Annotated in this window: 13 protein-coding genes; 6 read left to right on the top strand and 7 right to left on the bottom strand. The window is 64.7% G+C overall.

Annotation, left to right across the window (positions count from 1 at the left end):
• Positions 1 to 104: 104 nt before the first annotated feature.
• From G6N51_RS08350 to G6N51_RS08340, 3 genes are read right to left on the bottom strand one after another with little or no spacing between them, the layout of a single operon-like run.
• The gene (locus tag G6N51_RS08350) at positions 105 to 1,079 is read right to left on the bottom strand and encodes an SDR family NAD(P)-dependent oxidoreductase (RefSeq protein ID WP_158086184.1); all 975 of its coding nucleotides are present in this window, start codon (positions 1,077 to 1,079) and stop codon (positions 105 to 107) included.
• A gap of 7 nt (positions 1,080 to 1,086) precedes the next feature.
• On the bottom strand, positions 1,087 to 1,548 hold the full coding sequence (locus tag G6N51_RS08345) for a nuclear transport factor 2 family protein (RefSeq protein ID WP_158086183.1): 462 nt from the start codon (positions 1,546 to 1,548) through the stop codon (positions 1,087 to 1,089).
• Positions 1,541 to 2,155 (bottom strand): TetR/AcrR family transcriptional regulator, encoded by a 615-nt coding sequence (locus tag G6N51_RS08340; RefSeq protein WP_067920433.1) that lies wholly within the window; start codon positions 2,153 to 2,155, stop codon positions 1,541 to 1,543. Before G6N51_RS08340 ends, G6N51_RS08345 begins: the two co-directional genes overlap by 8 nt.
• Before the next feature lie 174 nt (positions 2,156 to 2,329).
• Between G6N51_RS08340 and G6N51_RS08335 the strand changes: the two genes are divergently transcribed.
• On the top strand, positions 2,330 to 2,911 hold the full coding sequence (locus tag G6N51_RS08335) for a nuclear transport factor 2 family protein (RefSeq protein WP_083169437.1): 582 nt from the start codon (positions 2,330 to 2,332) through the stop codon (positions 2,909 to 2,911).
• Positions 2,908 to 3,669 carry an SDR family NAD(P)-dependent oxidoreductase gene (locus G6N51_RS08330; protein WP_083169435.1) on the top strand — a complete coding sequence of 254 codons (762 nt, stop codon included), beginning with the start codon at positions 2,908 to 2,910 and terminating at the stop codon, positions 3,667 to 3,669. Before G6N51_RS08335 ends, G6N51_RS08330 begins: the two co-directional genes overlap by 4 nt.
• 183 nt (positions 3,670 to 3,852) lie before the next feature.
• Here the strand turns inward: G6N51_RS08330 and G6N51_RS08325 are convergent, their stop codons facing one another.
• The 3 genes from G6N51_RS08325 to G6N51_RS08315 are packed head-to-tail and all read right to left on the bottom strand — an operon-like array spanning position 3,853 to position 7,278.
• Positions 3,853 to 5,001 carry an acyl-CoA dehydrogenase family protein gene (locus G6N51_RS08325; protein WP_083169433.1) on the bottom strand — a complete coding sequence of 383 codons (1,149 nt, stop codon included), beginning with the start codon at positions 4,999 to 5,001 and terminating at the stop codon, positions 3,853 to 3,855.
• Between the two features lie 46 nt (positions 5,002 to 5,047).
• Positions 5,048 to 6,115 (bottom strand): acyl-CoA dehydrogenase family protein, encoded by a 1,068-nt coding sequence (locus G6N51_RS08320; protein WP_083169431.1) that lies wholly within the window; start codon positions 6,113 to 6,115, stop codon positions 5,048 to 5,050.
• On the bottom strand, positions 6,112 to 7,278 hold the full coding sequence (locus G6N51_RS08315) for an acyl-CoA dehydrogenase family protein (protein WP_083169653.1): 1,167 nt from the start codon (positions 7,276 to 7,278) through the stop codon (positions 6,112 to 6,114). Before G6N51_RS08315 ends, G6N51_RS08320 begins: the two co-directional genes overlap by 4 nt.
• Before the next feature lie 140 nt (positions 7,279 to 7,418).
• Between G6N51_RS08315 and G6N51_RS08310 the strand changes: the two genes are divergently transcribed.
• The 3 genes from G6N51_RS08310 (at position 7,419) to G6N51_RS08300 (ending at position 10,708) form a co-directional block, all read left to right on the top strand.
• Positions 7,419 to 8,591: a thiolase family protein gene (locus G6N51_RS08310; protein ID WP_083169429.1), complete on the top strand. Its 1,173-nt coding sequence runs from the start codon at positions 7,419 to 7,421 to the stop codon at positions 8,589 to 8,591.
• A gap of 291 nt (positions 8,592 to 8,882) precedes the next feature.
• Positions 8,883 to 9,674: an enoyl-CoA hydratase/isomerase family protein gene (locus G6N51_RS08305; protein ID WP_083169651.1), complete on the top strand. Its 792-nt coding sequence runs from the start codon at positions 8,883 to 8,885 to the stop codon at positions 9,672 to 9,674.
• 287 nt (positions 9,675 to 9,961) lie between these two features.
• Positions 9,962 to 10,708, top strand: a complete 747-nt coding sequence (locus tag G6N51_RS08300) for a FadR/GntR family transcriptional regulator (protein ID WP_083169427.1) — start codon at positions 9,962 to 9,964, stop codon at positions 10,706 to 10,708.
• Positions 10,709 to 10,752: 44 nt separating this feature from the next.
• Here the strand turns inward: G6N51_RS08300 and G6N51_RS08295 are convergent, their stop codons facing one another.
• Positions 10,753 to 12,288 carry an AMP-binding protein gene (locus G6N51_RS08295; protein ID WP_083169425.1) on the bottom strand — a complete coding sequence of 512 codons (1,536 nt, stop codon included), beginning with the start codon at positions 12,286 to 12,288 and terminating at the stop codon, positions 10,753 to 10,755.
• Positions 12,289 to 12,667: 379 nt separating this feature from the next.
• On the opposite strand from G6N51_RS08295, the gene G6N51_RS08290 reads away from it, so the two are divergent.
• Positions 12,668 to 13,186: a TetR/AcrR family transcriptional regulator C-terminal domain-containing protein gene (locus tag G6N51_RS08290; protein WP_231984189.1), complete on the top strand. Its 519-nt coding sequence runs from the start codon at positions 12,668 to 12,670 to the stop codon at positions 13,184 to 13,186.
• The last annotated feature ends 17 nt before the right edge of the window (positions 13,187 to 13,203 follow it).

Raw genomic sequence — 13,203 nt, 5'->3', positions numbered from 1 at the left:
GCTCGAGAAAACTGATCATGCCGACGCCCTTGAGACTCCATATTCATGAATTCTCATCGCCATAACAGCCGCTTCCAGATGGTGAAGCTCGGGTTTCCCGAGGTTCACACTTGTTGCGGCATAACGGCGTCGGGTTCCGGCGGCGTGGCGCCCATTTCGATATGAAGTTTCATGAGGAACTCGCCGTAGGCGACCTGGTCCTCGAACACGTGGCTGCTCCCGAGGTCTCCGAATTCATCGATCTCTGCGAAGTGGTCGCGCACATCGTCGACTGTGAGATCGAGGTGACACAGACCGCGTGACTCGACGTAGTCGAACCTCGCTACTCGGCTGCCCATCGCCTCGTAAAACCGGCCGTTCGCCGTGCAGTCGGGGTGAACCAGCCACGCCGCCGCGGCACTGACCAGCTCCGGGCGATAATAGTTCTCCCAGAACTTCTCCAGGTTGGGGCTGTCCTTCAGCATATGGGCGGTCATCCGGGTATGCGCACCGACGGCGAGCACGTTGGCGCGGATGTTGGCCGAAGCGCCCTCGTGGGCGGCCACGCGGGCCAAACCCATCATTCCGGTCTTGGCCGCACCGTAATGCGCGAGTGTCGGCGACCCGTACAGGCCGGCTCCGGAAGAGATGTAGAGAACCGACCCGCCGCCCTGCGCGACGAAGTGCGGCCACGCTGCGCGAGTCAGGAACAGCGACGCGTCTAGCGAGACGCTGCGGATATGGTCCCAGGTGCCGTCGTGAATTTGCGCCAGCGGGGTGAACGTGAACACCCCCGCGTTGTGCAGCACCGCGTCCACCCGTCCGAATTCGGAGACCGCCGCCGCAACCAGCGCATCGCATCCGCGAGACGTCGACACATCGTCGAAATTCGCGATCGCGTTGCCGCCCCTGGTTTGGATCTCGGCGACGACGTCGTCCGCCGGGCCAGTATCGCTGCCGCTGCCGTGCATGCCGCTTCCCACGTCGTTCACCACGACAGTGGCTCCGCGTTCGGCCAATAGCAGCGCATGCGCTCTGCCCATACCTCGTCCGGCGCCCGTCACGATCACGACCTGGCCATCGAAACGCACCTCCGTCATGGCTCCCTCAGCTCTCGATGACCTCGGCCGACGCCGAGGTTTCATTTCTTGCGATGCTTGCCCGCCGCAGAACGGGCACCAGAACTTTGAAGCCATGCAATGTGTCACTGTATTCGCGTACTGAGACGACTTGCCCGGAGGCGGGATCGACCCGCACGACGAAGGAGTACGCGTTCCGGTAATACTCGTTGGCGTCGATGTGGCCCTCGCTCTCCGCCAGGAGCACGGCCCGGTTGCCCTCCACGATCGCATCGATCAAGGTGAAGCGAATCGGAACGATCGAGAGCAATTGCGCGATAAAGGTTTTCATCTCAGGCATGGGGCGCGACTCGCGGCTGGACACTTCCCAGAACGTTCCGTCATCGGACAGCAGACTCAGGCCTTCGTCAATTTTGCCCTCGCTGAACAGATGCCAGGGTTCCCATGCAACCCCAATGAGCTCGTCTCGGCGCGCGTTTGATTCAGTCACCAGTTAATGTGCCTTCCTCTTCGGGGAGTCGCGAATTGTGTCGGGCGCCGAACAGGATCCAGCGCAAGCCCTGCAAGTGGGTATCTCCAGGGTCGAGATGTCCTGTTACCGAACGGACCTCTGATAAGGAGCGATAGCGCGCGGGCGACTTTCCGTGGGGCAGGAACGTGGGATTGACAGGCCGCCCTTTCGACGCCGTCTCTGCACCGTCGATGAGCATCTGCCCCATGTTGTAGACGGTGATGACGTGGTAGGCGGTCAAGGCTGTCGAGTGGTCGAGCTCCTCGAGGAGTATGCCTATGGTTGCGTCGGCGAGTCCGATCGCCGCTGGCAGAGGGTGATGACCGTTGACGAAGGCGGCAACTCCGGGGTGGCGGGCGAAGATGGCGCGGGTCCGCGCGACAAGGTCGATCACCCTGTCTTGCCAGCTACCCTCGAGGGGAACCTCGATCTGAGCTATGACAGCGTCACTGACCAATTCGTACAGCTCCTGCATGCTGCCCGCGTGGTAATAGACGGTCGGCGCTCCGACCGACAGCTCGGCGCACAACCGCCGCACGGTAAGCGCCGAGAGCCCTTCTTCGTGAGTGATCCGCAACGCCGCCATGACAACGGCGTCCCTGCTGAGGGGGGCTCGGGCGTGCCTGGTTCGCGCAGCTGTCACGATCGGCTCCTCCAGATGATCAGTACTGTTTGCCAATCCATATATCAGCGCTATAGTAACAACGCTATAGACGCGGCGCCATAGCCGTACGAAAACTGGGAAGGGTTGTGCTGCAGGATGTTTACTCGCGACGAGGTCGAGGCTGCGTTCAAGACGTACTACATGACCGGTCCGGTACTCGAGGATTGGGCGTCCTGGGCGGCGTTGTTCACCGATGACGCCGTCTACCGCGAACATTTTTGGGGCAGGTTCCGCGGTCCGGCAGAGATCAAGGTGTGGGTCGAGGGTGCGATGGCGGCCGTGCCGCAGATCTACACGCCGCTGAAGTGGTACAACATCGACGGGGAGCGGGTCGTCTTCGAGGTTGAGAATTGGGCGGACAACCCTGAGCCCGGGGGTGCCCCGATCGGCTTTCCCTCGATGCAAGTGATTCAGTACGCCGGTGATGGGAAGTGGCGTTCGGAAGAGGACTGGTGGATCCTGCCCGAGGCGCGCAAGGCGGCCGAACGGTACGCCGCCGCCGCGGCCGCGCATGACCCTGACCATGCGAGCAAGATGACCAGGCAGGACTGGGGGCCATGGGTGGACTGGGCCAGGCCGCCGGCCGGCTCGCATCCCGCGCCTTCGTGGTTTGGTCGCGATGACGTTCTGCCGGTATTGCGTCCGCGGGACCTGACCGTGGGAGTGCGCAACCAATGAGCGGGAACGGCAAACGTCGGGCCGACACCGTCGTGTGGATCTCCGGTGCCACGAAGGGCGTCGGAGCCGGCCTGGCCCGCACAGTCCCGTATCCGGACGCACGCATCATCAACATGTCTCGCGGCACCGCTGGACAGCTGGAGAACATTCCGCTCGATCTGTCCGTGCCAGCTGACTGGGAACGTGCCGCGGAGAGCATGGCGAAGGAACTCAGGCAGTTCGATGGCAGCCGGGTCGTCTTTGTTCACAACGCATTCATGGAAGGGCCCTACGGGTACGCCGGCGAGGTCGATAAGGGGCGCGTGCGCGAACATCTGATCGCCAATCACGCTGCGGCGCTGTGGCTGGGCAATGCCTTCCTCGAGGCGGTGCCTCCGGGACTCGAATCGACCTTGGCGATGGTGTCGTCACTGTCGGCCAAGATCCCGATGGAAGGTGCGTCGTTCTACAGCGCGTCCAAGGCGGGCATCGAAATGTGGGTACGCACAGTTGCACTCGAGCGCAGGCGTCGAGGAGTCGGTCCGCGGGTGATTGGCTTCCGGCTTGGCCTGGTCGAATCGCCCGGCGTGCACCACATCGCCGAGGTCGACCCCCGAGACTGCCCCGCGGCCGGTGCAACCAGGGACAGCATCGGCCGCGGCGAGCCCATGCCGGCAGAGCAGGCCGGGCGTCAAATGTGGGGACACATCACGGAGCCTTCCGAAGCCGGCCCTATCTTCGAGATTGGAACTCTCCCAGCCACAATCAAGAATTACTGAATGGGAGTACAGCGACACCTGCGACACCCGATCTCGTATTCAGACTATGCGCGCGCCATCGTGGCCTGAATGGCGGTGACGTGACGCACCGTTCGTCTGCGCGTTCGTCCACGAGTGAGCCCTTGAAGGTCCGGCCGATCGGAGTATGAGCGGTCGCGACGATGACCGCGTCGCGCGGGCCGCTCAGAATCCCAGCCCCTTGCCAACGATGTCGAGCATGATCTCGTTGGTGCCGCCGTAGATCCGCTGAACGCGAGAGTCGCGCCACAGGCGCGCGATCTCGTACTCGTTGATGTAGCCGTAGCCGCCGTGCAGCTGCAGGCACCGGTCGATGATCTTCCACTGTGTCTCGGTCGCGAACCACTTCGCTCCGGCTGCTTCGTCGGCGCTGAGATCGCCACTGTTGACCGCCATGATGCATTTGTCGATATAGGTCTGCATGACGTCCAGCTCGGTGCGCATCTGGGCGATCGCGTGCCGGTTCACCTGGAAGGTGCCGATCGGCTGACCGAAGGCCTTGCGATCGCGCGCGTACTGAACGGAGAGATCCAGGGCCCGTCGAGCCGCCGCCGCCGCGTGGATTGCGATACCGAGGCGTTCGGCGGGCAGGTTGCGCATCAGATGGTAGAAGCCTCGCCCCTCTTCGCCGAGCAGATTCTCGGCGGGCACCCGAACGTCGGTGAAGATGAGTTCGGCTGTGTCGGCGGACTTTTGACCGATCTTGTCGAGCTTGCGGCCGCGTTCGAATCCGGGCATTCCGCTCTCCACGACGATGAGACTCAAACCCTTGTGCGGCTTGTCGGCGTCGGGATTGGTGCGGCAGGCGACGACGACGAGGTCGGCAAGCAGTCCGTTGGAGATGAACGTCTTCGCGCCGTTGACGATGAAGTCGCTGCCGTCGCGGCGCGCCGAAGTCTTGATGTTGGCGAGGTCAGAGCCGGCGCCGGGTTCCGACATCGCGATCGCGGTGATCAGCTCACCCGAGACGTAACCGGGCAGCCAGCGCTTCTTTTGCTCGTCGGTGGTCAGCTCGGTGAAATAGCCGGCGAGGATGTCGTTCTGCACACCCAATCCCAGCCCGACGCTTCCGGTGAGCCAGAACTCCTCGTTGACGATCGCGTTGTAGCGGAAGTCCTTGATGCCCATGCCGCCGTACTCCTCGGGCACCTCCCAGCCGAGCAGCCCAAGCTTGCCGGCTTCCAGCCACGGCTCTCGATCGGTGTAGCCGCGCTGCTCCCACTCCTCGACGTGGGGCACGCAGCTGGTTTCGAAGAACGCCCTGGCGGTCGCTCGAAATTCGTCGTGTTCGGGTTCGAAGATGTCTCTCCGCACGATTCCTCCGGTTCCAGATGACTAGCTGACTACGTTGTTGGTCGGACTAGAAGACGCCGCTGCTCAGTGCGGTGACGACTTCCCATACGCCGTCGGGTGATTCGAGCACCAGTTCGCCGAGACGGTGTTGCCATTGCCGCTGCACCCCGAACTCCGCGCGCCACGCCAGTGCCCGAGAGGTGAAGTGGCGTAGCCGGTGGTCGAGGGTGAACCCGATCGCACCGTGTACCTGATGCGCGTTGCGCGCCACCAACGTGGCGGCGCGGGCGGCTTCGATCTTCGCGATGGACACCGCGAACACGCCGGGTGGGGTATCGAAGCCGTGGGCGGTCACGGCTTCGACGGCAAACTCCGAGGCCGTCTTCGCCAGCGCGATCGAACTCGCGGCGTTGGCGATGAGTGCCTGCACCGCCTGGAATTTCGCGATGGGCCGGCCGAACTGTTCACGCTGCTGGGCGTGCTCACATGTCAATGCGAGCGCACGTGAAAGCGCCCCGCATGTCTGCACCGACCGCGCCAGCGCGCCGCGCAGGCGGAACTCTCGCGCCGGCGACCCCGCCACCTCGATGCACCACTCGGGCTCAAGCTGAATATCGATGTGCACCCGACCGCCCGGCTGGCCGGCGATGTCGAGGACCGGGTCGATCCGAGCCGCTGCCAGTGGGACCTTGGCGATAAACCCGTCGCCGGCGACGACGAGCGCCTCTGCTGCACCGGCCCAGGGCACATAGTCGAGCACGGCGGTGAGCCGGCGCTCGCGCAGCTGCTGATCGGTCACCGCAGCCGTCATGACGCCAAAATCTGCGGGCAGGTCAGCGATACCCAGTAGCCACGATGCCAACAGGTCGTGCTCGGCCAGCGGGACCGGGGCCGCGTGGTACCCGCACGCCTCGAGCACCACCGCTAGTTCCCGCAGACTCGCGCCGGCGCCCCCGCGCGCTTCCGGTGTAGTCAACAGAGTCAGGCCGGCGCCGGTCAGCGTGCTCCAGAGTTCAGGGCTGTACTCGAGATCCACGCGCTGCACGTCGAGCAGGGGCTCGGTGCTCGACGCGAGAATGTCATCGGCCAGTTTGCGAACCGCGAGCAGGTCGGCGTCGTCGGTCGCCGTCGTCATCGCAGCCCCAAACCGCGTGCGACGACGCCGCTGAGGATCTCGTTGGTTCCTCCCCGAAGCGTGAAGCCGGGAGCATGCAGGATGCCCTCGGCCAGCAGCCGGGCCACGTCGTCATCCGCGTGCACGCCCGGGCGCACGACTGCCGCCGCGCTGGCCGTGTCCACCACCGCGCCCTCGTAGCGCGTGCCGAGATCCTTGATGACCGCGGCGGCGATCCCAACCGGCTCGCCGCGGCTCAACGCGGCGGCCACCGAAGCGGACATCTGCCGCAGGGTCGCAAGCTGGGACACCAGATCACCGAGATCGGAAGCCGCCCAGGGATACTCCCGATGCATGTCGCTCTTGAAAGTGCGGGCAAGCGCCTCGAGCAGCGGTTGGGTGGAAAGGATGCGCTCGGGCCCGCTGCGTTCGAATCCCAACTCGGAGGTGACCTGCGCCCAGCCGTCCCCGATATCGCCGAGCACCATCTCATCGGGCACGAAAACCTTCGACAATGCCACCTCGTTGAAGTGATGCGCCCCAGTGAGCAGCCTGATCGGCCGGATGTCGAGGCCGGGGGAGTCCAGAGGGACCACGAACTGACTGAGCCCCTCATGACGCTTCGCGACGTCGAGTTCGGACGTGCGGGCCAGCACGACGAACGCGTGGGCGTGGTGTGCGCCCGAAGTCCACACCTTGGTGCCGGTCAGCTCCCAGCCGCCATCGACGCGGACGCCGCGTGTCTTCACGCTGGCCAGGTCGGACCCGGACTCCGGTTCGCTCATGCCGATCGCGAAATAACACTCGCCGCGGGCGATGGCCGGCAGGTAGCGCTGCCGCTGCCGCTCGTTCCCGTACTTCAGCAGCGATGGCCCCGCTTGGCGGTCGGCGACCCAGTGCGCGGCCACCGGCGCGCCGGCGGCCAGGAGCTCCTCGATCACGACGAATCGTTCGACGTGGCTGAATCCGCCGCCCCCGTATTCGCGGGGAAACGTCATGCCCAGCCAGCCTTTGGCGCCGAGTCGGCGGCTGAATCCGGGATCCCACGAGGCGATCCACGAGTCGACCCGCGGCGTCCAGCCGTGTTGGGCACGGTCGTCGTGGATGTACTGCCGCACCTCGGTGCGCAGGCCCTCCGTTTCGGGTGGCAGCGCGCGGAAAGGCGGCACCAAGGCACTCGTCATCCGGTACATCCCAACCAGTCGTTAAGCGGCAGCTAAACCGTTTACTTATTCAGAAGGTAACTCACCCGGTGCTGGGCGCCCAAGGTGGTGTACAAAGTATCTAATAAATTCAACTGATTTGGCAAAGAGAGGGATTTGCGATGCGAGATGCGGTCATCGCCGCCGCGGTGCGGACACCGATAGGCAAGCGCAACGGCGGTCTGGCGGGCCTGCATGCCGTCGAACTCTCGGCCACCGTACTCAACGAACTCATCGCGCGCGCGGGGCTGGATCCCGCGCTCGTCGAGGATGTGCACTGGGGGAACGTCATCAGCATCGGCCAGCAGTCCGGAAACATCGGTCGCATGGCGGTGCTCGCCGCCGGATGGCCGGAATCGGTGCCGGGCTTCACGGTGGACCGGCAGTGCGGCTCGTCTCAGCAGGCCATCTCGACGGCGGCGGCGGCTGTGGTGTCCGGGCAGGCCGACATCGTCGTCGCCGGAGGCGTGGAGATGATGTCCAACGTGCCGATGGGCGCCGCCACCGTCCCCGGTACCGGCGACATGGGCGGGCCCGCGGTCGAACGGTACGCGTCCGAGCTGACGGCGCCGGGCTTCAACGGAAGGTTCAACCAGGGGGCGGGCGCCGAACTCATCGCCGAACAGTACGGGCTGTCCCGTACCCAGCTCGACGAGTACTCGGTCGAATCGCATGAGCGTGCGGCGGCGGCGCAGGACGACGGGCTCTTCGTCGACGAGATCGTTGCCGTGCGCACAGCGGCCGGCGACGTCATCGCTGACGAGGGAATCCGGCGCGGGTCGACGGTGGAGAAGCTGGCCACGCTGAAAGCGCCGTTCCTCGACGGCGGAAAGATCACGGCGGGCAACGCATCACAGATCTCCGACGGGGCCGCCGCCGTGCTCATCACCACGTCGGAACGGGCCGCCGAACTCGGCATGACGCCACTCGCGCGCGTGCACACCGCGGTCTGCACCGGCGACGACCCGGTGAAGATGCTGACCGGACCCATACCGGCGACGCAGCTGGCCCTGAAGCGCTCCGGCTTGGACCTCGGCGACATCGCCTTCTTCGAGGTGAATGAGGCGTTCGCCCCGGTTCCGCTGGCGTGGCAGGCGGATACCGGCGTGTCCCGCGACAAGCTCAACCCCGTTGGTGGCGCGATCGCGTTGGGCCACCCGCTGGGCTGCTCGGGCGCGCGGCTCGCCACGACCTTGATCCACCACATGCGTCGCACGGGTGGCCGCTATGGCCTTCAGACCATGTGCGAGGGCGGCGGAACGGCGAACGCCACCATCTACGAACTGCTCGGCTGATCAAGTCGGTCACCGCTCGCGCCCGCAGCTCGCCGCGCTGTGCCGTATGTTCGGCATCACCCGCGTGTTTGGCCGTGGCGGTCGCGCGCGTAGCTTGCGGCTTGCTCACTGCCTCGGCAAACCAGGTCGGCGTGATCTACACCCGGTCCCGCGTGAATCCCGCGGCTAGCCCCTCCGTAGGTGACGCATCGGTCATGGAGCGCCCTATAACGGCAAAAATGTTAACTAATTTAGTGCCCGGTGGACGAGTGGAGTTCTGTCGACAGGACTCCGGTCTGGAGGAGGCTCGTGTTGGACGAACTGCAATGGTCGGTGCGCGACGGCGTGGGCACCATTCGGCTCAACCGGCCCGAAGCGCGCAACGCATTCACTTTCGAGATGATCCGCGAGTGGGCTGAACTGCTACGGGCTGCCAAGCACGACGACGAGGTGCGGGTGCTGGTCCTCACCGGCACGGGGGACAAGGCCTTTTGTTCGGGCGTCGATCTCTCCTCCATCTCAAACGCCAATCCCAACCTGACGCCCCTGCAGCGCAAGAGCCAACTCCACGACGAGATCCATCAGATTGCTCACACACTCGCGGATCTGGACAAGCCGGTGATCGCATCGATCAACGGCGTCGCGGTAGGCGCAGGTCTCGACATGGCTCTGATGTGCGATATGCGCATCATGTCGATGTCGGCGAGAGTGTCCGAGGGCTACGTCAGGGTCGGATTGACCCCCGGCGACGGCGGCGCCTACTATCTTCCGCGCATCGTGGGTACGTCCAAGGCCCTTGAGTTGCTCTTGACGGGGGACTTCATCGACGCCCACGAGGCGCTTCGCATCGGACTCGTCAACCGTTTGGCCACTCCGGAAACCCTGGAAGAGGAGACGGTGAAGTTCGCGCAGTCGATCGCCCAGCACGCCCCGGTGACCGTCCGCATGATCAAACGCGCCACCTACCAGTCCGCCGACGTCGACCGGCGCACGGCACTGGATCTCATCTCGTCGCACTTCGCGGTGGTCGCTGCGACCGAGGACGCGGCGGAGGCGTTGGCGGCCATGCAAGAAAAGCGCCCACCGAAGTACGTGGGCAGATGAGGAGCACCCGGTGAGCGGCGATACCGCCCACGTAGGCGAGTAGAACTAAGGTCTGGCCCAAGCGGCGCCATTGCGCTCGACGCACCCGCAGATCAAAGTCACAGGTCACCTGGTGGACTTTCCGTATCCGGCGCGGAAACTGGCATCTCCACGCGGCAGCCGCATTGGCCAGAACGCGCGCGATATGGTCATCAGATTACAATCAATCAAATGATTCCGATAGATGGACTCATTCCTATCGGGTAGGCGGTGCTGGTGTCTGTGGCGACGAGGAACGGTGTGACGCGATGAAGAAGTCCACGATCGTCAAAATTCCGAAGGCCAGTGAACTGGTGGCAGCAACCCTTCGGCGCCAGATCGTCACCGGTGAGCTGAAGCCGGGCGAACTACTCCCGAACGAAGCCATCCTGATGCAGCAATTTGGTGTCTCCCGGCCAACGCTGCGTGAGGCTTTCCGGATCCTGGAGTCCGAGGCGATCATCACGGTCCTGCGGGGGGCACGCGGTGGCGGACGCGTGCTGGAGCCTGACGGGGCGGTCGCCGCACGTTACATGGGAATCCTCCTGCAGTACCAGGGCACCCCGCTGACCGACGTGTACCAGGCGCGCACCGAGATCGAGGTGTCCGCGGTGGGGATGTTGGGTGGCTCCAAGCGCAGGTCCGCCATTCGCACGCTCGGGGAATTGGCGGCCGAGGCCGAGGAACTTGTCGATGACGACGACGCTTTCGCAGCGCACGATCTCAAGATCCACTCCGCCATCGTCGAGGCGACCGGTAACATGACGCTGGCGGAGCTGAGCAAGATGCTGTTCCACATCATCGACGCGCACAACGCGTTGTTCATCGCGTCGCACCCGCGCGGATCCAGCAGCACCGTGAACAAACAGGCCCAGCGCGCATACGCCCGTCTGGTCAAACTGCTCTCAGACGGCGACTTCGAAGCCGCGCAACGCCATTGGCGTCGCTACCTCGAAGCAGCTGAAACTTTCATGGTTGGCGAAGCCGACTCGACTCTCATCGAGGTGCTGTCTTAGCAGATCACGGTCTGGCCAATCGCTCTGCGAGCAGGTGGCGTCTCCTACCGCGCGACGTTGGCGCCGCCCGGATAGCCGCCGCCGCCGTAGGCCGCGTCGAGCGCGTCGTAATCGGTCACCCCGTTCACGGTCGGGATCACCTCCACGAACTCGACGAACTTCGGCTTCTTGTATGACGCGATGCGTTCACGGCAGTGTTCGATGATCTCTGCGGCGGTGAGCGTCCGCCCCTCCTCGAGGACCACGATCGCCTTGACCGACTGCGTGAACGTCGGATCGGGCACCCCGATAATCGCCGCCTGCTTGACGGCCGGGTGCGCGGCCAGGCAGAACTCGACCTCGGGCGGATAGATATTCTCGGCCGCCGACTTGATCATGCGCGTCAGCGTGCCCATGAATTCGATGGTGCCGTCCGCCTCGCGACGCCCTCGATCGCGAGTGTGCCACCAGCCGTTGCGCATTCGCGCCGCGTTGGTCGCCGGCCGGTTCCAGTATCCGAGGTGAACGGTGTCACCGCGGATCGCTATCTCGCCGGGTATGCCGTCGGGTACCTCGTTGCCCTCGGCGTCCACGATGCGCACCTGGCATAGCGGGGAAGGCCGGCCGGAATTGCCGATCCCGGACGTGCCCCACGCGTTGAGCAGGGCCAGGCCGGAGACCTCGGTCTGACCGAACCCGCCGGTGTGCTGTGCCCACAGGCGGTCGTCTGGGGGCAACGCGTCGCCCCACACGGGAGCGAACGGACCGGGGCGCAGCGAGCTGATGTCGTGTTCGGCCTCCTTGTTGAGTTCCAGCATCTTGATGATCGTAGGGGGCATCAGGAAGGCCGACGTGACCTTCTCCGCCTCGATGAGTCTTAGCAACTCCGCTTCGTCCACCCGGCGGACATAGACGTTCGTTCCTCCCATGACGAACGTAGGAAGCGAATCGAACTGGAAGTTGCCGATGTGGAATAGCGGGCCGGAGTTCACGAACACGCTCGAGTGGTCGGTTTCGGTAACCCTGCCTGTGAGCATCGCCATCGTCGTCAAATTGCGCTGGGAGAGCATCGATCCGGCTGGGCGGTCGATGATGGCGGCGGTGTAGATGACGAGGAGGGCGTCGTGCGGGTCGGCCTCGGATTCCACTGGATCCGTGGCGAACTCGGCAACACGGCGGTCATAGCCGTCGGCATCGTCGGAGTCGTGTCGGATCCAGACCGCGGACCCGCCGGCGAGGGTGCGCGCTTCGGCGACCTGAGGCGCGATTTCCTCCTCCTGCCACACGATGATCTTCGGGTCGAAGTCGTCGATGACGAAGGCGAGTTCGTGGCCCGACTGCCGCCAGTTGGCCGGGCAGATCATCGCCCCGAGGCGGGCGCATGCGATCATCAACTCGAGAAATCTGGACGAGTTCTGCGCAAGCCACAGCACCCGGTCGCCGCGCCCAACGCCGTGGTGCACGAGCAGTCGCGCGGCCTGATTGACGCGGTTGTCGAATTGCGGCCAGGTGTACCGAACCGGCCCGTCGATCACCGCCAGGCGGTCCGGATACCGTCGCCGGTGTTCACTGCATATGTCGGACAGAGTGAGGTCGGGCATCGCACTCCTGGTTCGCTCGCGTGTCGGCTCGACGCGACGCCGGCCTGAGGCGATGCTCAGATCCGGCAATCGCTTAGACCACATTACACTGTAAGGTGATGCTGATCACTACCGCGTGGTGCCGGTGACGGCCTTGTCAAGCTCCTCGTCGGCCAGGCGAGGTGACGTTAGTATCTGAACCGACGTCACCGGAGGATCGGAGCCTGCGATAGCCGAGAACAGTCGGTCAACCGCCGAAGCGCGTCGGTCCGCGGCTCGCAACAAGCCCCCGGCGCTCACCGAAGAACAGATCGTCGCGGCCGCCCTCGAGATCATTCGCGCCGAGGGGCTGGAAGCCCTGTCGATGCGTCGGCTATCGCGTCAGCTGAAGCGTTCGGCGATGGCCGCCTACTGGTACGTCTCCGACAATCGGGAACTGCTGGATCTCGTGGCCGGCAAGCTCCTGTCGCGCGTGGAGATACCCGATCCGGATTCCGGCCCATGGGATGAGCGACTTCGTGCGGTCATCGACGGGATCGACGCGCAGCTGCACAGTCATCCGGATATAGCGACCATCCTGTTGGAGCGGATGCGGAGCACAGATCGACGGCTGATGAACGGCATCATGCAGATCCTGATGAGCGCCGGCTTCGAGGGGCCCGAGGTTTTCTTGTCGTACGCGATGATCCACACCTACCTGTTCGGGCGGTATCAGGTCATCGAGTTCGAGGACGACCTCGACCCACCCGACTTGGAGGACACCATCGTCGAGCTCAGACCGCACCTCGCCGGGTTGCACGGCCGGGACTTCTTCAGCTACGGGGTCGACACCATCATCGAGGGACTACGTGCCCGTCTGGCCGCACCGCGCGGCGCCGCCCCCGGGCGCAAACCGCGAGCTGCGCGCCCCAAGAAGTGATTCGGATCAGCTGGTTC

The sequence above is a fragment of the Mycobacterium paraseoulense genome, assembly GCF_010731655.1.
GTDB lineage: Bacteria > Actinomycetota > Actinomycetes > Mycobacteriales > Mycobacteriaceae > Mycobacterium > Mycobacterium paraseoulense.
Note: the sequence above shows the minus strand (reverse complement) of the source record. Positions and strands in the feature narration are given on the sequence as shown.

Excerpts from the sequence above, each read along its gene's own strand:
- G6N51_RS08310 (WP_083169429.1), top strand. The coding sequence starts at position 7,419 with ATGCGAGATGCGGTCATCGCCGCCGCGGTGCGGACACCGATAGGCAAG.
- G6N51_RS08350 (WP_158086184.1), bottom strand. The coding sequence starts at position 1,079 with ATGACGGAGGTGCGTTTCGATGGCCAGGTCGTGATCGTGACGGGCGCC.
- G6N51_RS08330 (WP_083169435.1), top strand. The coding sequence starts at position 2,908 with ATGAGCGGGAACGGCAAACGTCGGGCCGACACCGTCGTGTGGATCTCC.
- G6N51_RS08295 (WP_083169425.1), bottom strand. The coding sequence starts at position 12,288 with ATGCCCGACCTCACTCTGTCCGACATATGCAGTGAACACCGGCGACGG.
- G6N51_RS08320 (WP_083169431.1), bottom strand. The coding sequence starts at position 6,115 with ATGACGACGGCGACCGACGACGCCGACCTGCTCGCGGTTCGCAAACTG.
- G6N51_RS08300 (WP_083169427.1), top strand. The coding sequence starts at position 9,962 with ATGAAGAAGTCCACGATCGTCAAAATTCCGAAGGCCAGTGAACTGGTG.
- G6N51_RS08290 (WP_231984189.1), top strand. The coding sequence starts at position 12,668 with ATGGCCGCCTACTGGTACGTCTCCGACAATCGGGAACTGCTGGATCTC.
- G6N51_RS08315 (WP_083169653.1), bottom strand. The coding sequence starts at position 7,278 with ATGACGAGTGCCTTGGTGCCGCCTTTCCGCGCGCTGCCACCCGAAACG.
- G6N51_RS08335 (WP_083169437.1), top strand. The coding sequence starts at position 2,330 with ATGTTTACTCGCGACGAGGTCGAGGCTGCGTTCAAGACGTACTACATG.
- G6N51_RS08340 (WP_067920433.1), bottom strand. The coding sequence starts at position 2,155 with ATGGCGGCGTTGCGGATCACTCACGAAGAAGGGCTCTCGGCGCTTACC.